This window comes from Streptomyces yokosukanensis, assembly GCF_001514035.1.
Lineage (GTDB): Bacteria > Actinomycetota > Actinomycetes > Streptomycetales > Streptomycetaceae > Streptomyces > Streptomyces yokosukanensis.
Genome location: NZ_KQ948238.1, coordinates 1 through 18,591 on the forward strand (window position 1 = coordinate 1; position 18,591 = coordinate 18,591).

Here is an 18,591-nt window from a genome sequence, read left to right on the forward strand (position 1 = left end):
ACGGCTGTGTACCCGACGCGAGACGGCCGCGCAGTCCGGGCACATCAACTCCGGTACGACACTGTGGGCTTCGGCCACAACCACCCCGCCCACCTCAGTCAATCGGTCCAGCACCATCCCCACAGCATCCGGGAACAGCACGTCCTTCAACACAGACAGAACCCCCATGACCAGGGAATTTCCGCAGCCAAACATGTTGCCGAGAACGACACGTTCGTGACCGTCACGAAATTCCGCCCAGACCCGTTTTCAAGAATCCCCATCAGCTCCGACCCCGCGCCCGTCGTCTCGGCGATGACCTCGCTCATCACCCGGCCGGTGCCCAGCTCGATGCCCTTCATCAGCGACACGAACACGGTGCGCGGCTCCCAGAGCACGTGCCAGGCTTCCATCAGCGTGCGGGCGTTCTGGGCGGAGACCGCGAGGACGACGATGTCGGCGCCGCGCGCGGCTTCGGCCGGCTCGGACGTGGCCGTCACGTTCGCCGGCAGTTTCACGTCCGGCAGGTAGTCGGGATTGCTGCGGGTCTCGTTGATCGCCTTGGTGAGGGCGGGGCGCCGGCCCCAGAGTGTGACCTCGCATCCGGCGTCGGCGAGGACGAGGGAGAAGGCGGTTCCCCAGGAGCCGGCTCCGTAGACGGCGACACGACGGGACATGATGAATCTCCTTGCATATCGAACCCTCCGCAAGGTCAGGAGGCGTCAGCGAACCGAGGGCTCGGTGGGCATGTTGTCCTCCCGGCCGCCCAACCGTCGCCAGGACGGACTCCCGCCCGCGTACCAGGAGCACCGCGTCACCCAAAGGACACCCCTGGCCAGCCCTCCCACCTACCTGCTGACTCGTAGCTCGGTTCATGGAATCGCGGCCAGAACCAGATTCAGACAGCCCCCATCGTCATCGACCTGGTCTGGCGAGACGGCTACGTCCCCGCAGCTGTCCTCGATCTCTGCCCACCTACGACACGAGCCGCCTTCCACGGGGGGAGGCCAGGCGGCGGCGTCATGTCCGGTACTTCAACCGGCCAGGGCGCCGGTGCGGGCTGCGAATTCACGGACGCCCTCGACCCGGGCCGGCCCGTACAGAAGACCGGCCGTCAGCGCGCGCAGCGCGGGCCGTCGTACCTCCTGTGGGGCCTCCTGCTCGACTCGCCGCAGGGCGTCGAACGTCTGTGGCGCGTCGCCAAGCGCGGTCCACATGCGGGCGATGTCGGTCCACGCCCGGGCCCGCCGCTCTGCTGTCGGCATGCGGTTGATGTCCAGGCGGGCCGCGACGTCGACCCCCTCGTCCGGGGTGCCGAGCGCGTTGAGCACACTGATCTGGTACGCGTCGACCTGGGCGCGGGTGGCCTCGACGGTGAAGAGGCCCGGCACGGCCGGCCTGCGGTCCGCTTGCTGCCCAGCTTCGTCCATCAGGGACAGAGCCGTCGACTTGTCCTTGCCCGTGGCCGCTGAGTAGGCGCCGGTCAGTAGCAGCGTCGTACGGACCGCGGCGGTCTGGTCGTGCGACGGGTCCAGGTCGGCGGCCTCCTTCGTCAGCAGGTTCACTGCGGCGGTGGGGCGGCCCGAGCGGCGCATGGCGATCGCCAGCTGACGCGATGCCTCACCGACGGCGACCGGGATACCACTGGACCTCGCGGCTGCCAGTGCCCGGTCGGCAGCCACCCAAGCCGCGTCCGAGTGCTGCTTCGAGGCGAGTTCGGCGGCCAGCACGTACGAACGGGCCAGTGCCAGATGCGCCTCGTCGCGGGCCCGGCCCTTCGAGACGTCCCGGGTGGCCTCAGCCGCCGCGATCAGCGCGGGCAGCACTTGCTCGAGGCGGGCGTACTGGGTGGCGCAGTAGTCCCGGCGGGCGGCAGCGACCTGTCCGACCAGCAGGGACAGAGGCATCGGCTCTGCCTGCGGCAGCCTGAAGAGCGCCTCGTCCAGATCGACCGGCGCGGCGGCGGAGGCCGGCCCAGTGCCGACGACGGCCGTCGCCCCCGCTGCCACCACCCCCGTCAGCAGTTCCCTACGACGCACCTCGTCCTCCTTGTCCGACCGGCAACCTCCGGCCACCGTAGCGACATTGGTCATGCCGGGTACGGCAGACGCACGCAGCTGCTCGGGGGCGATCCGCAGAAACGCGGCGACCCGCAGCAAGGTCGCGTAGTCGACGCGTAGCTTCCCGTTCTCGATGCGGGAGACCGCCGACGCCGAGTAACCGACCGCAAAGCCGACCTGCGCCTGCGTGTACCCCGCGGCGCAGCGCGCCCCACGTAAGAGGGCACCGATCTCAGCATCCGCACCCATGGGCACCTCCTTGGACCCGGGACGGGGTGGTGCAGAACCTAGCCTCACGGCAGGGGAGTTGGGAGAGCGCGTGGATGCACACCGTGTGCCGGATCCGCACACCGGATGCCGATGCCTTCCTGTCTGCTCCGAACCGCGTGTGCGGGCCGCCATGGTGAAGACTGCGCCCGGCAACAGCCGGGCGTCTCCATGACCGAACCCCCAACGCGTGGCACACCCATGTCGGCGGCCGGTCACCCTCACCGGAGGCATCTATGAAGCTGCTGGTCACCGGCGGAGCCGGGTTCATCGGCTCTCACTTCGTCAAGCGCCTGCTCGACGCCGAGGACGTGGAGCAGGTCACCGTCCTGGACGCCCTTACGTACGCGGGCAACAAGGCGAACCTCGGGGAGGCGTTCCTCAGTCCGAAGCTGGACTTCGTGCCTGGTGACATCTGCGACCGCGACCTGGTCGACACACTCGTCGCCCGCCACACCGCGGTCGTCCACTTCGCCGCCGAGTCCCACGTGGACCGCTCGTTCACCACCGCTGGCATGTTCGTGACCACGAACGTCGTCGGTACCCAAACCCTCGCCGACGCGGCCATGCGGCACGGCGTCGAGCGGTTCGTGCACGTCTCCACGGACGAGGTATACGGGCCGCTCGTGAACGGCGAGGCCACCGAGGACTACCCACTGCGCCCGACGGTCCCGTACGCCGCGTCCAAGGCGGCCAGCGACCTCGTGGCGCTCAGCTACTGGCACACCTACGGAGCACCGGTCTGCGTCACCCGGTCCTCGAACAACTACGGGCCCTGCCAGCACCCCGAGAAGATCATCCCGCTGTTCGTCACAAGGCTGCTGCGCGGCGAGAAGGTCACCCTCCACGACTGCGGCCAGCACGTGCGGAACTGGCTGCACGTCGCCGACAACTGTGCTGGCATTGAACTTGTCCTGCGCCAGGGCGTGCCTGGGGAGGTCTACAACCTCGGCGGCGGCACCGACATGACGAACAAGGAGCTGACCGGCGAGTTGCTGCGGATCTGCGGCGCTGACTGGGACCAGGTCACCTACATCCCGGACCGGCTGTCCAACGACATCCGCTACGCCATGAGCTGGGGCAAGATCGCCGCCCTCGGCTACCGGCCCGCCCATGACTTCCAGGCCGGGCTGGAAGAGACCGCCGCCTGGTACAGCGCCAACACCGACCGGTGGGCGCCGCTGTCGCGTCGCCTGCTTCCCGTCATGCCCGCTGCCCGCAGCGCCTCCCAGGAACTGGAGAGCCAGCATGCCCACTGAGCCGACCGGCCCGTACCGGATTCTCGTGACCGGTGTCGGCGCCAACCCCGGCCTCGGCCTGACCCGCAGCCTCCTTCGCCACGGCCACCACGTCGTCGCGGCCGACTGCAATCCGCTCGCCCCCGGCTTCTTCCTGCCCGACGTAATCGCCCAGGTCATCCCGCGAGCCGACGACCCCGGCTACGGCAGCATCATGCGCGGCCTGTGCCGCGAGCTGAACGTAGACGCGATCGTGATCGGCATCGAGAACGACCTGGTGCCGCTGCTCGAACTGCACCCCCGCCTGGAGGCCGACGGCGTACGCCTGTGGCTGCCCGACGTGGGCTCGGCGCACGACTGCATCGACAAAGCCCGCTTCCACCAGGTCCTGACCCGGCACGGCATCCCGACCGCGCTCACCTGGCGGCTCGAGGACATCGACCAGATCCCCGACGGCACCGAGCTCATCGTCAAGCCGCGCAAGGGCCACGGCGCCCAGGGCTTCCACCTCGTGGACAAACGCGAGCACCTGCCGCTGCTGTGCGACCTGGTTCCCGAGGCCATCATCCAGGAACGCCTCCAGGGCGCCGAGTTCACCGCGGACTGCCTGGTCGACCGCGACAGGCGGGCCTCCGTCATCCTGCGCCGCCGGGACCTGGTGAAGAACGGACTCGCCGCCGTCTCCACCACCTTCGAGAACGACGCCGTACGCGACCTGGTCGTGGACACGCTGCGGGCCGTCCGCGCCGCCGGCCTGTGCTGCGTCCAGGGCTTCGTCACCGACGACGCCCGGATCACGATCACCGAGCTGAACGTGCGGGTCGCCGGTGGGTTCGCCCTCACCGAGGCCGCCGGCGCGGACCTCGTCGGTCAGATGGTGCGCGGCCTGTTCGGCCAGCCCGTCGACCACGACAGTCTCACCTACCGGCCCGGCATGTTCCTGGCCAGCTGCGTCGAGACCCTGCACGTCGGCGACGCCGCCGAACTCTCCGTCCTCCTCGCATCGAACGGAGCCCCGGCATGACATCGACAGCAGCGACGCCCGGCGCCTCACGCAACGCCTCGCCGTACCTGTATGGCGAGGAGGCCGTCGCGGTCTCCCGGGTGCTGGAGACCGGCCAGTACGGGCACACCGACGTAACCGAGGAGTTCGAGCGCCGCATCGCCGAGTTCCTGGGCGTCCCAGACGCCGTCGCCGTCATGTCCGGCACCGCGGCCCTCCACGCCGCGCTGCTCGCCGCGGAGGTTGGCCCCGGCCACGAGGTGGTCGTGCCGTCCATGACGTTCTGCGCGACCGCCCAGGTGATCCTCGCCGTCGGCGCCACCCCCAGGTTCGTGGACATCGACCCGGCGACGCTGTGCGTGACCGACCAGCTCGTCCTGGACGCCGTCACCGACCGCACGCGCGCAGTCATGCCGGTCCTGTTCGGCGGCCGGGCTGTCGACCTCTGCCGCGTCCGCAAGGAACTGGCCGCGCGGAACGTCAGCATCATCGAGGACGCCGCGCACGCCTTCGGCTCCCGCTACGACTCCCGCCGTGTCGGAGCGACCGGAGACCTGACCTGCTTCAGCTTCGGCCCGATCAAGAACCTCACCTGCGGCCAGGGCGGCATCGTCGTCCCCCGCACCCGAACCGAGGCCGACACGGTCCGCCGGATCAGGCTGCTCGGCGTCGTCCAGTCCCAGGCCGAACGCGCCCAGGCCACCAGCTACCACGTATCCAGCTTCGGCCTGCGGTACCAGATGTCCAGCATCAACGCCGCGATCGGCCTGGCCCAGCTCCCTCACTTCGAGAAGGCCAAGACCACCCGCCGCATCCTGTGGCGCGCCTACCGACGCGCCCTCGCCCCGCTGGACCGAGTGACCCTGGTCGACGTCGACCCCGACCGGTCGGTGCCGCACCTGTGCCAGGTCCGTGTGCCCAGGCGCGACAAGGTGTTCGCGCAGATGCAGGCCCGGGGTATCGGAGTCGGCGTCCACTACCCGCCCAACCATCTCCAGCCGGCGTTCGCCCAGTGGCGGCGAGTCCTGCCCGCCACCGAGCAGGTCGCCGGGGAGATCCTGACACTGCCGTTCCACCAGCATCTGACCGAGACCGACATCGACCAGGTCGTCACCACCCTCGGCCAGGTCCTCCAGACCGTGGGAGCAGCATCATGCGCAAGGTCCTGACCGTCTGCCTCGGTAACTACTGCCGCAGCCCGTTCGCCGCGCTCGCCCTGGCCCACCGAGGCGGCGCCGAGCTGGATGTCCGCTCGGCCGGGCTGATCGGGAAGTGGGAAGGCGAGCCCGCCAACGAGTCGATGATCAGCGCGGCTCGGCGGCTCGGCTTCGACCTCACCGCCCACCGCGCGCGGCAGCTCACCCTGGATGCGATGGACTGGGCCGACAGCGTCCTCGCGATGGATGCCTCCGTGCTTGACGTCCTTCGAGAGATCTGCGGCGAAGCCGTTCAGCCCAAGCTCGGCCTGTACCTCGGCGACCGCGACGTCCCCGACCCCATGGGCAAGGACCAAGAGGCGTTCAACGCGTGCGCCATCCTCATCGAGGCCGGGACGGCGCTCCACATCAGCTGAGCCCCGGTCAGCCGGACACGGCGGCGGACAGGATCTCATCCACCAGCCTGTCGGCCGCGTCCGGACGGCCGTACGCACGAGCCCGCTCCGCCATCGTCTCCCGCAGGCGGGCATCGGCCAGGAGCGGGCCCAACGCGTTCCGTACCTGGTCCGCCGTCACCTCGCCTTCGAGCGTGACCGCGGCCCCGGCCCCTTGCAGATGACGCGCGTTGTGCGCCTGCTCGTTGCCCGCCGACGACGCCAACGGCACGAACACCGCGGGCTTGCCCAGCGCCGTCAGCTCCGCCAAGGTCCCCGCACCACTGCGCGAGATCACCACATCGGCCAGCGCAAGCACGTCCGGCAGCTCCGCGCCGACGAACCCAGCCAGGTAGTACCGGCCCGCCAGCTCGGCGGGCAGCCCGGCCGCACGCGCCCGCAGGCCCTCCTCGTTGGCCGGACCGCACTGGTGCACCACGTTCGCCTGTTGCAGCAGCCACGGCAGCACCCCGCCCACCAGCTCGTTGATCTGCTGCGAACCCTGCGCACCACCCGTGACGTACACCGTCGGCAGCTGCCGGTCGAAACCCCACAGCCCCAACGCCTCGACGGCCTTGTCCGCGTGTCCGGACAGGACTTCCGGCCGCACCGGGTTGCCCGTCACCACGGCAGCCTGCCGCGCCGACTCCGACAGCATCTGCAGCGTCGACTCCGACGACACACAGATCCGCGCAGCCGCCGACGCCAGCTTCCGGTTCGCCAGCCCGAGTCGCACCGTCTGCTCGTGCAGCACCAGCGGACGGTGACACATCCGAGCTGCCAGACCGGCCGGCACCGCGACATAGCCGCCCGTGGCGAGCACCACATCCGGCCGGAACTGCTCGATAGCCCTGCGCGCCTGGAGGACACCGAGCGGCACCCGTGCCATGTCCTTGACGTTCGCGGGCGACACCAGCTTGATCGGGTTCTTCGAGCGGCGGATCTTGCCCGTCACCACGCTGGTGAACGCAATGCCCTCGGCCGGCGCCACGCGCGCCTCCAAGCCCTCTGCCGTCCCGATCCACAAAGTCTCCAGCGCCCGCCCCTCAGCAGCGAGCCGAGCCTGGAGAGTGCGCACCGCGGTGAGCGCGGGATACGTGTGTCCACCGGTCCCGCCGCCCGTGACGACGAGACGGAATGGGGCGCTGTTCATCGGGACTGCTCCAAGTTCCGGCGGAGATCAGACGAGCCGCCACAGTAGCGGCTGAGGGACGCTCTTTCGGCCGCCGCGCGTGAATCCACGTCACGCGCCCGCCGTGGGGCCCCAGGGCCCGCGGCTCGATGGCGTCACGGTAGGCGACAGATGCCACCCTCGACCCCGCGGCCCGACTCGCCGGCCGCAAGGTCTGCCTGATGGGTCAGACCCGCCGCACGGGCGCAGCCGAGACGGTATAGACCAGCACCGCTTCGTGGTCGCTCATGGTCAAGGGCCGGCGACCGTGGAGATGGACGACACGGCTGCCTCCTCCACCACGTGCGCGCAGGTCAACGACCTGCCAGGGCTCCTCGTCAAGACAGAGCCATTGGTTGATGCGCAGTTCCCGCGCCGGTATGGGCTGAGGAGCGCTGAGCCTGGTGCCGTCCAGCAGGGTGTGTATCCGCGGGGTGCGCGGCTCGGGCTGTACCGGCCTCGTGTAGTAGCTCATCGGAAGTCTTCCTTCTGGTCTGCCGCCGGTCGGCGGGCGATGGGGGGGAGGCTGCTCACGCCGCCAGGGGGATGCGCGGTTCGGGCGCGGGCGTGTTCTCGTCGTCTCCGCCACGTCGGCACCACGGACACCACCAGGCGAGCCGGTTGTGCATCCGGGTGGCCCATAGGTCGGTCGTCACCCAGGCGAAGCCCGCCGTGGCCAGGGCCGGACCCCATGCAGCCGGCGCGAGCATGGGCCCGATGACCAGGGCCCAGAAGATGGCCTCGCTCACGCGGTGGCGCCGCTGGGTGCCGCGGGTGATGTGGTCCCACGCCAGCAGGGGCCGACGGCGCCGAGCCCTGGCCTCGACGTCCTCGGGCAGTTGCCCGCAGCGCTCGCACAGTGTTCCCTGCTCGTGGGCCTGGGCGAGGAACGTGCCAGCGGCGATCGCCGTCAGAGCGGTTAAGCGCACCGCTCGGCCCTGCCAGTTGTGCGACGGCGGCAGAGCCCACATGGCCGCGGTGTAGGCGCCGAGAGCTGCCGTGATCAGCGGCAGACCGTAGTGGCGGATCCTCCAGTTGCCGCCGAACGGCACGCGGATCGTCAGATTCACAGTTCACTTCTCCTTCGTTCTCCCCGCTGGCTGGGTGCTGCTGCCGCTGTCAGCGGGGGCAGGGGGGAGGGCCCCAGCACGGGCGCGCCGGGGCTCTCCGAGCCGTTGACCGCCTGCGACGGGGGCGCCTGCGGGCAACGGCGGTCAAGGGACGGCTGCGTGCCAGCTGTTCAGCGCCCGTGCCGTCGCGGGGCCGGGCAGTGGTGTTCACACGGCGGCCTGGTGACGGGGAAGGCGGACGGGGGCGGGGACGTCGAGGTGCAGATGCACGGTGATCTCGTGCAGGGAGCCGTCGGTATCCCTCACCTCCAGGTCGAGCCGGCCGCCCTCGGTCAGCACGTGCTCCGGTTGCACGGGGTGGGCTTGTCGCACGTCGCGTACGTATGCGTCGACCTGGGCTTGTGTCGCCATGAGCTGGGTGGCGATCTTGCGAACACGCTCTATGGCCCACTCCACCGCGTCCTCGCTTCCGCGCACGGTGGCGACGGCGCCGGGGACACGGCGGGCGGCGCCCTGGCCGTCGTCGAAGACGGCGGTGTGCTCGCACCGATAGCTGCGGACGCGTACGGGGGCTCGGTGCTGGCTCACTCCGCTCCTCCGGATGCCGATGCGCAGGGTGCCGTCGACACGGCGGAGGGTTCGGGGAAACGGACCACCGCCCACACCATCGAGCGCTGGGTGCCGTAGACCCGGTGCCCCCATACGTCGACGTAGGCGTCGACCACCGCGAGCCCCCGGCCGCCCTCCGCGTCCTGATCCGGCAGGCTCGCCGTCAACCGCTTGGATGTCGCCGGGCCAATCACCGCGACCCTGACCGCGCGCGACTCGTGGGCTACCAGTACCGCGACCCGGTCCGGCTGGGCCGGGTGCACCGTCGCGTTGGTCACCAGTTCGGAGACGATCACGAGTAAGTCGGCACTCGCCTGCGGCGGTACCCGCCATGCCGTCAGGATCTGTAGTACCTCGGCGCGAGCGCGGCCCGGCGCGGCGAACGTGGTGCCGTCCAAGTCGACCATCCGGCGGCGACCTACGCGGCGCACGACGAGCGGAGTCTCCGGGTACGCGGGGGGTGGATCCAGGTCGTCGGCGTGCGCTGTGCGCATGGCACGACCTCCTCTGTGGGGGATCGGTGAGCGAGCATCAGTCGACGAACCTCGCGGTGCGTGAGCACCGGTCGGCGAAGGCGCGGCGATGGAGGGAGGCCACGGCAGGTGCTGCCCTCGCCTTGGCTCAGTGGCTCCGAAGCGTGTGGACCAACGCGACACCGAAGGCGAGGACCACGAGGCCGGCCAGCGCGATCGTGATGACCGCTTCGGTTATCCAGGTCCGCAGCGGAGGCTTCGGTGATGCCATAAGCGGCGGCCTCCTTGAGCGTTGAACGGTGCAGACGGTCCTGCCGTCGGCGGACGGCGCCCTGTGCCTGTCCGTCACGAGGCCTCCCAGGTGCCGCGTTTGGCGATCAGCTCGACGGCCGCCCACGTGGTGGGCCACGGCTCGGCGAAGGTGGCGCCGTACTGGGCGCGAAGGTAGGGGACGCCGTCGCGTACGTCGGTGAGCACGGCTTGACAGCCCCGGGAGGTGTCGCGGACGAGGTCCCCCACCCCGGCCGTGCGGGGCACTGTTGCGCCGGTCACCGCGTACTCTCCTGCGCCGTCTCGCTCTGCGCCCGGCGACGGCGGCGCCGCTGGACAGCGTCGATCGCATGCGCGCTGCCCTCACCGTCCTCGACCCGTTCCCGGTACTCCGCCCAATCACGGGCGGTCCAGTTGTCCAGACCGGCCGGGAAGTCGTCGGCGCCGGTCACTGGCCCGCGTCCACGGCCGGGACGCCGTACATGCCGGCGCACAGGGGGCAGGCGCGCAAGTCCGCGCCGTCCGTGCCCAGCCGGACAGGGAACCGGGAGTCGGGGGTGCCGCTGCACCAGCAGCAGGAGCGGCCCGTGCGCTGGTGGTCGCTCAGCCGGTCCAGGTGCAGCGCGGGAGCGTCCACCAGGGCGCCGGGGCGGGGGGTTGTGCCGCGAGTGGTCATCGTCAGGTCCCGTCGTTGTCGATCGTGGCCGCCGGTCCCCTCCGGGGGACGAGGACCGGCGGCCCGTCACGGCCGTCCGCACGGGGGAGGCGAGCGGCCTGCACATAGACAACGCCCTTTCATTGCAAGGGGGTGAGGGGAAAGCGGACCTATCGCAATGTGCCCCCTAGGGGATTTTGACCATCCATTTACCTGACTCCACGATTTCGGAGCGCTACGGTGCGTGCATGGACACCACGCTCAACACGGCATTAGTGGCGTGGATGGACGACAACGGGCACACCGCCAAAAGCCTGGCCGAGGCGCTGAACGCAGCCCTTGAACGGCTCACGGGAACGCGCGGACGGTATGACGACCGCATGGTCCGAGACTGGCGATCGGGGCGTGTCAAGTCGCCCAACGCAGCCACGCGCAAGGCGTTTGAGGACGTCTCGGGTCTGCCCGCGACCGCTTTAGGGTTCGTGCCTCGAGGCCGGACTCGGTCCACCCCAGCCGCACCACAGGAGGACCCTGACGACATGAAGCGCCGTTCCCTCGTCGGCGGCATCGCCGCCGCAGCCGCCGCAGCCGCCGCCCCCGGCACCGCCGGGCCCCGCCGTATCGGAATGACTGACGTGGCACGTCTACAGGGCGAGTTCGCCGAGGTCATCGCGAGCGACCACCGCCACGGTGGACAACGCACCATTGAGCAGCGTGCCGCCGACCTCGCCGACGAGGCACTGAACTTGCAGAACTCCGGGAGTGCCACCCAGCGCGTACGCAGCAACCTCTACGCAGCCGCAGCCGCCTTCCGCTCCTCCGCGATGTGGGCCGCGATCGACGGGCGCCGCTACAACCACGCCATCACACACATGCGCGAGGCGCAGGCCCTCGCCGAGATGTCCGGGGACCAGGAGATCAAGTTTCGTATTTGGTCCCATGCCGGGACGATGTACCGGCACATGGGACGGTCGGCGGACGCCCTTGCCGCAAACGACGTCGCCCGGAACCTCCACGTGACCCGCAGGGATCCGCTGTTCGCGAGCCTCGGGCTGGCGCGTCAGGGCGCCATCTACGGGGCCGCCCACGACCCCACTGGCGCCCGCCGTTCCTTCGACCAGGCTCAGGATGCCATGGACCGCGCCGCCCCAGGCGCCCAGCGGCCCATGTGGCTGCTCGCGTTCTACGACCGGGCTGAACTGGACTCCCTCGCCCTCTCGGCGTACCTAGCCCTCGGCGATCACCCATCGGCCGAGTACCACGCTCACCGGTCCCTGTCGGGGCTAAGGCCCTACATGGTCCGGTCCCGAGCCATCACCACAGCCCGGCTCGCACACGCCCAACTCGCACAGGGCGACGCCGACGCCGCCACGGCGACCGCGATGAAGGTCCCGGCAGACGCCGCTACCCAACACGCCCGCGTCTCCCGCATGCTGATGGAATTCGGCGCCGCGCTCCGAGCGACGGCGCCGGGCAACTCCACCGTGCAGACCTGGACCGAGCACGCCGCCACCTGGAGGACCACGGCATGACCACGGCACCCGCAGTCGAACTCCGACAGTTCACCGACCTCGACCCTGCCCGCGGTGACCTACTCGACGTGTACGCCGAGGTCCGTGCCCCGCTCCTCCACATGCCGAACTACGCCGTCATGGCGTTCGGTGAGCGCCTGGACCGGCACGGCATCGAGCCGGGGTTCGTGGCCGTCCTCGCGTACACGGGCGGACAGCCGGTCGGGTACGCGTACGGGAACACAATCAGGCACGGTGACCGGTACTGGCAACGCACCAGCCCTGTGCCAGCGGCGATGTATACCCAGCATCCAGCCCTAGCCATCAAGGAGATTGGGGTACGGCCGACCTGGCGGAAGACCGGTACGTCACGGCTCATGCATGACGCCCTTCTCGCCGAGCGCACCGAGCCCTACGTGACGCTCATGGTGAACTCGGCGGCCGGTGATGGGAAGGTTCGCGCTCTGTACCAGTCATGGGGGTACGAGGACATCGGTCACAGCCAGCCGTCGGCAGCCTCGCCAGTTCTCACAGTGATGATCCGCACCACGTGCTGACCGGCGCGCATTCGGCGGACCGCTCCGATCTTGGGGCGGGCCTCCACCTCCGCCAGCTGCTCACTGCAGCGCGGAGCCCATCAGCAGCCCCAGGAAGGTGCCGCCGAGGAGGAATGGGCCGAAGGGCATGGTGGTCGTTCGGCTGGCTCGGCGCGTGAGGAGGAGGGCGACGCCGTACACCGCGCCGAGCAGGTATCCGGCGAAGGTGCCGACGAGGAGGACGACCCAGCCGTACCAGCCCAACATGGCACCCACCGCGAGGCTGAGTTTCACATCGCCGAAGCCAATGCCGCTGGGGAGCAGGAAGACTGCAAAGTGACAGGCGGCCAGGACGAGGGAGCCGAGCACGGCGGTGGTCCAGCGGCCGCCCGCATTCGGGAGTGCTGCGGCCACGCCGAGCAGGGCCAGTGCGGTCGCGGCGAGCGGCAGCGTCAGGATGTCCGGCAGCCGGTGCACGGCGAGGTCGACGGCGGCCAGGAGGATGGCGACCGGCGCGAGCAGGAGCCAGACGACGAGTTCAGGCCGGTTGCCGGTGGTGAAGGCGAGTGCGGCGCAGGCGAGTGCGGTGATCACGGCCAAGAACGGGGCGTTCAGACCGTAGGTGGTTCCGTCGGAGCACCGGGCGCGTCCGATCCATCCCCGGGCGGGGCCGGCGATCGGGTGCCCGGCGGGACACGCTGCGCGCCATGGCTCGTCGGGCGTCACGGAGAGCCGGTAGGCAGCCCTTGGTATGAGCAGGCCGGTGCGCCCGCCCCACAGGGCAGCGGCACCGGTGATCAGCAGGTTTCCCACCGGGCTGACCTTAATACGTGCCGTCGCGGTACCTGGTCTTGGCACTCACGGCAAGGCGCAGAGGGACTCGTGCCGGGAATACCGCCGAGCCGACCCGGTTACGCACCGTCCTTCTCTCCCTTGATGAGAGTCAGTGGCGGGGCTTCCCGGACAAAGTCACCTCGTTCCAGGGCTGCGTCCGTCCAGGAACCAGTCAGTTTCAGGAGCCGGTCGAGGGCGTGGTCATAAGGTGGCGCAGTGCCGGGGACGAGTGGCTGAAGAATGGCCGCGGCGAAGCGTACGGCGTGCATCGCGGCGGTGGCATGGGCGTCAACGGCGTCGTCTTCCAGGCGCCGTCGAGTGTCCAGGTCCGCCGCCAGGGCGAGCAGGGTGCGGTACGTCTCGTCGTAGGAGCGGGTCACGGCGGTGTCCTCCCGGTCACGCGCTCCGGCTCATGATCGAGTCGAAGATGCGTTCCGTTTCGGGTTCCATGCTGACAGCCAAGCCCTTGTTGATGGCGAGGAGCGTGTTGTAAGCGCTGGTGACGCCGTCACGGTTGCCGGCCTGGTCTTCGATCAGCATCCAGTCCTGATAGAGGAGTTCGGCGCTGTCGTCTACGTCAAGGCCGATGCGGACCGCGCGGCGGGCGGCATCGAGGTCGGGCCGGGGGGCGCCGCGGTGCCAGGCGGCCAGGGTGTGAGCGACGTCGGTGATGCGTACGAGCATCTCCTGGATGCGAGCTGCCGCCCACATAGGCTCGGTGTCCGCGAAGGGGCGTCCGCGGACCATGCCGAGAGCCACTTCCAGGTCGGCGATGCCGGCGGTCGGGCCCTTGGCGAGGCCGCGTTCCGCGCGCTGCTGGAAGGTGGTCCAGTCGCAGCGGACCTTGGGCGAGAGGCGGTAGATGCCGCTGCGGTCGCGTGGGAGGTAGAGGTTGCTGTCGGCGTCGTGGCCGAGGCGGTTGCGCAGCTCGCTGATGCGGGCCTGAACCGTGGGCTTCGACCAGGGTTTGCGCGGGTCCATGGCCTCGCGCACGGCATCGCTGCTGGTGCCGGGCTTGAAGTACAGCAGGGCGGCGAGCAGGGCGAGTTTGAAGCCGTGGCCGGAGGCCTCGATGCCGGTGACGGCGACCGGTCCGAGGACCATGATCTCCGGTGTGTGCAGGTCGACGGCATCCGCGGATTCCTCCTCGGTGACGGCCGTGACGGACTCGTAGGAGGCGGAAGGAGCGATTTCCGCGACGCCGTCGCTGTCGGGGGCCTGTGCTGGCACGGCGGTCAGGACGCGTACCGAGTCGCCGGCCGGTCGCGCCTCGGCGGCTCCGGCCAGTGCGGCGAAGGGTGTGTCGGGTACGGCGGTCGGTCCGGCGAAGGCGGCCACGGGCGTCTCGGGCTTGTCCAGCGAGACGGGCGGCACGAGGGTCCAGGGTCCCTCGGCGGGGCGGGCCGGTTCCTGTGCTGTGTGGAGCACGTCGACGAACTCGCGGTACTCCTCTTCGGTCAGGGACTGGGTGATCAGATCGCTGTCCAGGACGTCGAGGTGCTGGGGGGTGTCAGTACCGACGGTCAGGCGTACGGCGTCGGGGAAGGCGCCGATGGCGTCCTTGGCCGGGAGCACCAGGGCGACGGGAACGTTGTGGGCCGTGGCGAGCGCTTCGGCGAGCTGGTGGGCGTCACTTTCGCGTGCCTGGGCGGCGCAGATCAGGAGCCAGGGCAGCGGGGGCATGTCCTCGTCCTCGTCGCGCTGGTGGTGCTCGAGGAGGAGTTCACCGAGGTCGCTCTGGGCGGCGCCGAGGTGGGGGACGACGCGTAGGCGGCCTTGGGGCAGGAGGGCGGGCAGTTCGTCGCCCAGGCCGATGGTGAGGATCTCCGCGTGGTCGCTCCAGGTGCTGGTGGCGGCTTCCAGGGCGATGATGCGGGCGGTGTCACGCACGGCGTCGTCGTCTCCGTCGAGCAGCAGGACGCGCACAGCAGGCAGGTTGAGGAGCAGGTGGTTGCCGTCGAGGTCGGTGCCGAGGGTGACCAGGCCGGGAAAGGGGGCCGGCAGGTTGTGCAGCGTCTCGTCGTCGAGGAAGTCGCGGGACGTCAGCGTCCATCGCCCGGCGTCGGCTGCGGTGAAGGGGGCCAGGGCGTCGTCGTCGGTGTCGGCGGTGAGGAGGAGTTCGACAGTACGGGCGGTGACGCGGGCGCCACGGATCGCAGGTAGGGGGCGGCCCTGCTGCTCGGCTTGGCGGGCCAGGGCTCGCAGGGCGCCGTCGAGCAGGTCGACGCTGGCCGGTTCGGCGCTGGCGTCCAGCGCCTTCTCAAGGCTGGTGGGTTCAGCCGCGATGGCGATCGTCTCGCCGGGGCGTCGGCGGCGGCGCTGGAGCAGACGCTTGACGCTCACGGTGACGAGCAGGCAGCCCGCGAGCAGCATCCCGATTCCGGCTCCTTCCCGCACGCCGATGACCGGGCCGTCGTTCCCGTCGGCGGGTTCAGCTGTGGGCGAGGGCGTGGTCTCTGCGGTCTTCGAGGGTGCCGAGGAGGAAGCCGTCGGGGCCGGTTCGTGCTGCTGGGCGGAGGCCGAAGGTGATGGCGCGGGCGCCGTGGGCGTAGGCATGGCCGTGTGTGCGCTGGAGGCGGAAGGGGCGGGCACCGCTGGCGCGGTCGCGCGCTGGTCGTGCTCGGGCTTGGCGCTCTGACCTGGCTCGGTGGTTTCCGTGCCCGCGTTGGAGGCCGGTGCAGGCGCGTCCGCTTTCCCGTCGTGATCGGCGTGGCCGGAGGAGCGCTCGTCGTGGCCTGTGCTGTCGCCCGGTGACTTGGAGCCGTGGTGGTCCGGGTGGGTGGGCGCCGGGGCGGCGGGGGCACTCGCGTGGGGGATGTCGAGTTTCAGGCCCGGGCGGATCTCGTCCGGGTCGGTGAGGGTGGTGCCGCCGGGCTGCGGAGCACCGCGGTTCTCCTCGAAGATCTGCGTGTACTTGCTGCCGTCGCCCAGCTGGTTCTCGGCGATGTCCCAGAGGTTGTCGCCGGTGCGCACGGTGTAGGAGGTGGCGACGGAGTCGGCCGGCTGGGTGTGGGTGGTCTGCATGGTAGGCCCGTTGGTCGGTTCGTCGGGCAAGCGCAGGATCCATCCCGGCTGGATCGGGGCGCTGGCGTGGAAGATCGTGCCGTCGGCCATGGTGTGGCCCTCGTTGGCATCAGCGATCTTCGTGTAGAACTCGCCATGGCCGTAGAGCTGTTCGGCGATGCTCCACAGGCTCTCCGCGGGACGCATGTCTCGGACGGTGTAGGTCCGCTGCGTCTGGTCAGCGCTGGCGGTCTGCTGGGCGGGGATCGTTTGCTGGGCCGGTGCGTGGACGGTGGCCTGGGCCGTAGCGCCGGGGACGTGGCTGGCCGAGGCGGTGACGCTGGCGGAGGCCGGGGCGGCGGAGGCGAGGGTGCCGGTGGTGAACAGCAGCATGATGCCGCCGACCAGGATGGCGGCGGCGCGTTGGCTGACGCCGAGGCCGGGCAGGCTCGGGGTGCTGCGGCCGCGGAGCTGGGCGGGGATCTCCAGCAGGAGGGACAGCATGAAGGTGGCCCAGGCGGCCCATCCGACGAGGCAGAGGGCCAGCATGAAGGCGCTGCCGGTGTCCTGGCGGGTGAGCAGGTGGGTGAAGGCGTCGACGCCCGAGTCCCAGACCGCCGTGGTGGCTGCCAGGAGCAGCCAGGGCAGGCCGGCTACCAGGGCGCACAGGACGAGGGCGGATGCCAGGGCGCGCAGGATGCGCAGCGTGCGTGATCCGGTGGGCGCGGTGGAGCGGGATCGGGTCGTGGGCATCCGGTGTCAGTCCTTCTCGGGGTGGGTGATCCCGTGCAGCAGTGAGGCGGAGCTGGTGGCGTGGACGGTCCACGTCTTGGGGGCGAAGCGGCCGGTGTAGGTGTCGGTGACCTGCACGGTGATCCGGTGGCCGTCGCCGCTGACGGTCACGGTGCCGGTGACGCCGGCTCTGTTGAGGTAGGTGCGGGCGGCTGCGGCGGCGTTCTGGGGGTCGGCGACGACCGCCTGGCCGGTGATGGCCTCGGCGGGGTCGATGGCCTGGGCTGCGGCGCGTGCGGCTTCGGTGGCGATGCCATCGGCGCGTTCGTGGGCGCGGGTGACACCAAAGCTGTCGACGGCGAACAGACCGCCGACGAACAGCAGGGGGACAGCGATGATGGCGACGAAGATGGAGATGCCGCCGCGGTCATCGCCCCAGTTCCGCCGTGGGGTGCGCTGTGTGCTGGTCATCCGCGAGTCCTAAAGGCGTCAACGACCGAGGTGAAGGAACTGCTGACGGTGCGCACTCCGGGGCCGCCGTCGAGGAAGAACAGGTCGCCGAGGGGGACGGTGCAGGAGACGCGCACGGTGACGGAGGAGATCTGTCCGATCGGTGCGGCCAGCCCGCTGGTGTTGGCGCTGACGCTGGTGGCGGAGCAGCTCTGATTTTGAGAGGCGAGCGAGTCCGCGGCCGCCTGCTGGGCGGCGGCCTGTCCCGCGCCGGGATTGCGCTCCAGTGAAGCGGCGCGGGCTGCTGCTTGAGCGGCGGCGTCGGTCTTCTGTCCGGCTATGGACAGCCTGGCGCCGGCGATGAAGACCAGGGCGAGCGCGAGCAGGAGGGGCATGACGATAACCGCCTCGATGGCGATGTCGCCGCGGTCCCGGTGGGCCCCTCGGAGGATCGTGCGCATCAACGGCCTCCCTGGGCGGCGGTCGTCCACCGTTCAACTGGCCCGGACACGGTGGCGCTGACGTCCCACCCGGACATGCCGGGGATCAGAGAGATGGCCTGTCCCTGGACGCGGATGCGGATGCGCTGTGGGGTGCTGCCGTCGGTGGAGATGCGCGGGCCGGTGAGGATGTTGCCGCCCAGAGCGTCCACCGCGGACTGCGCCTTGGCGGCACCGTCCGACGCCCCTGCCTCGTACATCCGGCCGGCCGACACGCCTTCCCGGGCAGCGGTGAGGGCGACGTTGCGGGCATAGGCCCACAGGAAGCCCTGCACAGCTGCGAGCATCAGCAGAATGACGAACGGGAAGACGATGGCCACCTGGACCGGGGAGGATCCCCGGTCGTGTTCGTGGCGCGGCAGCACTCTGTTCATGGGTGTGGTCGTCAGCCGCCGAGGTTGACGCTGCCGAGCTTGTCGTTGGCCTTGGCGTACAGAGCTGCCAGGCCGCCGGCGATGAGCAGGGCGCCCACGATCATGGCGACGACGATGATGACAGTCGGGACCGGGCCGTCGCCACGGTCGCCGCGCTCCTTGATCTCGGTCTTGGCCTCGTCCAGGCGAGCCAGAAGTGCAGCAGTGTGCAAAGTCGCGGCCGTGTGGGCCTTCACCAGTAGGTTCTTCATGAGGGGTCCCCCCT

24 protein-coding genes are annotated in these 18,591 nt (G+C 70.3%); 6 read left to right on the top strand and 18 right to left on the bottom strand.

Features of this window, described 5'->3' with window-relative positions; translation table 11 throughout:
• Positions 1 to 146: 146 nt before the first annotated feature.
• Both AQI95_RS41755 and AQI95_RS41760 read right to left on the bottom strand, forming a co-directional pair.
• Positions 147 to 656, bottom strand: a complete 510-nt coding sequence (locus tag AQI95_RS41755; RefSeq protein WP_067136417.1) for a 2-dehydropantoate 2-reductase N-terminal domain-containing protein — start codon at positions 654 to 656, stop codon at positions 147 to 149.
• 357 nt (positions 657 to 1,013) lie between these two features.
• Positions 1,014 to 2,288 (bottom strand): helix-turn-helix domain-containing protein, encoded by a 1,275-nt coding sequence (locus AQI95_RS41760; RefSeq protein ID WP_107121907.1) that lies wholly within the window; start codon positions 2,286 to 2,288, stop codon positions 1,014 to 1,016.
• 254 nt (positions 2,289 to 2,542) lie between these two features.
• Between AQI95_RS41760 and rfbB the strand changes: the two genes are divergently transcribed.
• Genes rfbB through AQI95_RS41780 form a run of 4 tightly spaced genes read left to right on the top strand, consistent with a single transcriptional unit; the run spans position 2,543 to position 6,120 of the window.
• Entirely contained in the window at positions 2,543 to 3,565 is a 1,023-nt protein-coding gene (rfbB, locus tag AQI95_RS41765) for a dTDP-glucose 4,6-dehydratase (RefSeq protein WP_067136418.1), read from the top strand.
• Positions 3,555 to 4,568, top strand: a complete 1,014-nt coding sequence (locus tag AQI95_RS41770; RefSeq protein ID WP_067136420.1) for an ATP-grasp domain-containing protein — start codon at positions 3,555 to 3,557, stop codon at positions 4,566 to 4,568. The genes rfbB and AQI95_RS41770 overlap by 11 nt, the downstream gene beginning before the upstream one ends.
• Positions 4,565 to 5,716, top strand: coding sequence for a DegT/DnrJ/EryC1/StrS family aminotransferase (locus AQI95_RS41775; RefSeq protein WP_067136422.1), 1,152 nt, complete (start codon positions 4,565 to 4,567; stop codon positions 5,714 to 5,716). Before AQI95_RS41770 ends, AQI95_RS41775 begins: the two co-directional genes overlap by 4 nt.
• Positions 5,701 to 6,120 carry an arsenate reductase/protein-tyrosine-phosphatase family protein gene (locus tag AQI95_RS41780; RefSeq protein WP_067136424.1) on the top strand — a complete coding sequence of 140 codons (420 nt, stop codon included), beginning with the start codon at positions 5,701 to 5,703 and terminating at the stop codon, positions 6,118 to 6,120. The genes AQI95_RS41775 and AQI95_RS41780 overlap by 16 nt, the downstream gene beginning before the upstream one ends.
• 7 nt (positions 6,121 to 6,127) lie before the next feature.
• On the opposite strand, the gene AQI95_RS41785 is transcribed toward AQI95_RS41780, so the two are convergent.
• The 9 genes from AQI95_RS41785 to AQI95_RS41815 form a co-directional block, all read right to left on the bottom strand.
• Positions 6,128 to 7,291, bottom strand: coding sequence for a UDP-N-acetylglucosamine--N-acetylmuramyl-(pentapeptide) pyrophosphoryl-undecaprenol N-acetylglucosamine transferase (locus AQI95_RS41785; RefSeq protein ID WP_067136426.1), 1,164 nt, complete (start codon positions 7,289 to 7,291; stop codon positions 6,128 to 6,130).
• A gap of 205 nt (positions 7,292 to 7,496) precedes the next feature.
• On the bottom strand, positions 7,497 to 7,784 hold the full coding sequence (locus AQI95_RS41790) for a hypothetical protein (RefSeq protein WP_067136428.1): 288 nt from the start codon (positions 7,782 to 7,784) through the stop codon (positions 7,497 to 7,499).
• A 55-nt stretch (positions 7,785 to 7,839) separates the two neighbouring features.
• A complete protein-coding gene (locus tag AQI95_RS41795; protein ID WP_067136430.1) occupies positions 7,840 to 8,379 on the bottom strand; it encodes a hypothetical protein in 540 nt (179 codons plus the stop codon).
• 207 nt (positions 8,380 to 8,586) lie between these two features.
• Positions 8,587 to 8,967, bottom strand: coding sequence for a hypothetical protein (locus AQI95_RS41800; protein ID WP_067136432.1), 381 nt, complete (start codon positions 8,965 to 8,967; stop codon positions 8,587 to 8,589).
• Complete coding sequence (locus tag AQI95_RS41805) at positions 8,964 to 9,482, bottom strand: ATP-binding protein (RefSeq protein WP_067136434.1); 519 nt, start codon at positions 9,480 to 9,482, stop codon at positions 8,964 to 8,966. Before AQI95_RS41805 ends, AQI95_RS41800 begins: the two co-directional genes overlap by 4 nt.
• Positions 9,483 to 9,609: 127 nt before the next feature.
• Positions 9,610 to 9,732, bottom strand: a complete 123-nt coding sequence (locus tag AQI95_RS50000; protein WP_279617058.1) for a hypothetical protein — start codon at positions 9,730 to 9,732, stop codon at positions 9,610 to 9,612.
• A gap of 74 nt (positions 9,733 to 9,806) precedes the next feature.
• Positions 9,807 to 10,013 carry a hypothetical protein gene (locus AQI95_RS41810; protein WP_159056702.1) on the bottom strand — a complete coding sequence of 69 codons (207 nt, stop codon included), beginning with the start codon at positions 10,011 to 10,013 and terminating at the stop codon, positions 9,807 to 9,809.
• Entirely contained in the window at positions 10,010 to 10,183 is a 174-nt protein-coding gene (locus AQI95_RS47695; protein WP_159056703.1) for a hypothetical protein, read from the bottom strand. The genes AQI95_RS41810 and AQI95_RS47695 overlap by 4 nt, the downstream gene beginning before the upstream one ends.
• Entirely contained in the window at positions 10,180 to 10,407 is a 228-nt protein-coding gene (locus tag AQI95_RS41815; protein ID WP_067136438.1) for a hypothetical protein, read from the bottom strand. The genes AQI95_RS47695 and AQI95_RS41815 overlap by 4 nt, the downstream gene beginning before the upstream one ends.
• A gap of 227 nt (positions 10,408 to 10,634) precedes the next feature.
• On the opposite strand from AQI95_RS41815, the gene AQI95_RS41820 reads away from it, so the two are divergent.
• Complete coding sequence (locus tag AQI95_RS41820; RefSeq protein WP_244189062.1) at positions 10,635 to 11,918, top strand: NsdA family TPR-like regulatory protein; 1,284 nt, start codon at positions 10,635 to 10,637, stop codon at positions 11,916 to 11,918.
• Positions 11,915 to 12,454 (top strand): GNAT family N-acetyltransferase, encoded by a 540-nt coding sequence (locus AQI95_RS41825; protein WP_067136440.1) that lies wholly within the window; start codon positions 11,915 to 11,917, stop codon positions 12,452 to 12,454. Before AQI95_RS41820 ends, AQI95_RS41825 begins: the two co-directional genes overlap by 4 nt.
• A gap of 60 nt (positions 12,455 to 12,514) precedes the next feature.
• Here the strand turns inward: AQI95_RS41825 and AQI95_RS41830 are convergent, their stop codons facing one another.
• The 7 genes from AQI95_RS41830 to AQI95_RS41860 form a co-directional block, all read right to left on the bottom strand.
• On the bottom strand, positions 12,515 to 13,246 hold the full coding sequence (locus AQI95_RS41830; protein ID WP_244189063.1) for a prepilin peptidase: 732 nt from the start codon (positions 13,244 to 13,246) through the stop codon (positions 12,515 to 12,517).
• A gap of 98 nt (positions 13,247 to 13,344) precedes the next feature.
• Positions 13,345 to 13,647, bottom strand: coding sequence for a hypothetical protein (locus AQI95_RS41835; RefSeq protein ID WP_067136442.1), 303 nt, complete (start codon positions 13,645 to 13,647; stop codon positions 13,345 to 13,347).
• A gap of 16 nt (positions 13,648 to 13,663) precedes the next feature.
• Entirely contained in the window at positions 13,664 to 17,023 is a 3,360-nt protein-coding gene (locus tag AQI95_RS41840) for a LysM peptidoglycan-binding domain-containing protein (protein ID WP_067136443.1), read from the bottom strand.
• A gap of 6 nt (positions 17,024 to 17,029) precedes the next feature.
• Positions 17,030 to 17,473 (bottom strand): pilus assembly protein TadG-related protein, encoded by a 444-nt coding sequence (locus AQI95_RS41845; protein WP_067136444.1) that lies wholly within the window; start codon positions 17,471 to 17,473, stop codon positions 17,030 to 17,032.
• The gene (locus AQI95_RS41850; protein ID WP_067136445.1) at positions 17,470 to 17,913 is read right to left on the bottom strand and encodes a TadE/TadG family type IV pilus assembly protein; all 444 of its coding nucleotides are present in this window, start codon (positions 17,911 to 17,913) and stop codon (positions 17,470 to 17,472) included. Before AQI95_RS41850 ends, AQI95_RS41845 begins: the two co-directional genes overlap by 4 nt.
• Positions 17,913 to 18,326 (bottom strand): TadE family protein, encoded by a 414-nt coding sequence (locus tag AQI95_RS41855; RefSeq protein ID WP_079071932.1) that lies wholly within the window; start codon positions 18,324 to 18,326, stop codon positions 17,913 to 17,915. Before AQI95_RS41855 ends, AQI95_RS41850 begins: the two co-directional genes overlap by 1 nt.
• Before the next feature lie 11 nt (positions 18,327 to 18,337).
• A complete protein-coding gene (locus AQI95_RS41860; protein ID WP_067136446.1) occupies positions 18,338 to 18,577 on the bottom strand; it encodes a hypothetical protein in 240 nt (79 codons plus the stop codon).
• Positions 18,578 to 18,591: the final 14 nt, after the last annotated feature.

Bases quoted from the DNA above. Each gene is read 5' to 3' on its own strand.
- AQI95_RS41785 (WP_067136426.1), bottom strand. From the start codon at position 7,291: ATGAACAGCGCCCCATTCCGTCTCGTCGTCACGGGCGGCGGGACCGGT.
- AQI95_RS41805 (WP_067136434.1), bottom strand. From the start codon at position 9,482: ATGCGCACAGCGCACGCCGACGACCTGGATCCACCCCCCGCGTACCCG.
- AQI95_RS41840 (WP_067136443.1), bottom strand. From the start codon at position 17,023: ATGCCCACGACCCGATCCCGCTCCACCGCGCCCACCGGATCACGCACG.
- AQI95_RS41855 (WP_079071932.1), bottom strand. From the start codon at position 18,326: ATGAACAGAGTGCTGCCGCGCCACGAACACGACCGGGGATCCTCCCCG.
- AQI95_RS41850 (WP_067136445.1), bottom strand. From the start codon at position 17,913: ATGCGCACGATCCTCCGAGGGGCCCACCGGGACCGCGGCGACATCGCC.
- AQI95_RS41780 (WP_067136424.1), top strand. From the start codon at position 5,701: ATGCGCAAGGTCCTGACCGTCTGCCTCGGTAACTACTGCCGCAGCCCG.
- AQI95_RS41760 (WP_107121907.1), bottom strand. From the start codon at position 2,288: ATGGGTGCGGATGCTGAGATCGGTGCCCTCTTACGTGGGGCGCGCTGC.
- AQI95_RS41815 (WP_067136438.1), bottom strand. From the start codon at position 10,407: ATGACCACTCGCGGCACAACCCCCCGCCCCGGCGCCCTGGTGGACGCT.
- AQI95_RS50000 (WP_279617058.1), bottom strand. From the start codon at position 9,732: ATGGCATCACCGAAGCCTCCGCTGCGGACCTGGATAACCGAAGCGGTC.
- AQI95_RS41820 (WP_244189062.1), top strand. From the start codon at position 10,635: ATGGACACCACGCTCAACACGGCATTAGTGGCGTGGATGGACGACAAC.
- AQI95_RS41770 (WP_067136420.1), top strand. From the start codon at position 3,555: ATGCCCACTGAGCCGACCGGCCCGTACCGGATTCTCGTGACCGGTGTC.
- AQI95_RS41860 (WP_067136446.1), bottom strand. From the start codon at position 18,577: ATGAAGAACCTACTGGTGAAGGCCCACACGGCCGCGACTTTGCACACT.
- AQI95_RS41755 (WP_067136417.1), bottom strand. From the start codon at position 656: ATGTCCCGTCGTGTCGCCGTCTACGGAGCCGGCTCCTGGGGAACCGCC.
- AQI95_RS41790 (WP_067136428.1), bottom strand. From the start codon at position 7,784: ATGAGCTACTACACGAGGCCGGTACAGCCCGAGCCGCGCACCCCGCGG.
- AQI95_RS41825 (WP_067136440.1), top strand. From the start codon at position 11,915: ATGACCACGGCACCCGCAGTCGAACTCCGACAGTTCACCGACCTCGAC.
- AQI95_RS41775 (WP_067136422.1), top strand. From the start codon at position 4,565: ATGACATCGACAGCAGCGACGCCCGGCGCCTCACGCAACGCCTCGCCG.
- AQI95_RS41845 (WP_067136444.1), bottom strand. From the start codon at position 17,473: ATGACCAGCACACAGCGCACCCCACGGCGGAACTGGGGCGATGACCGC.
- rfbB (WP_067136418.1), top strand. From the start codon at position 2,543: ATGAAGCTGCTGGTCACCGGCGGAGCCGGGTTCATCGGCTCTCACTTC.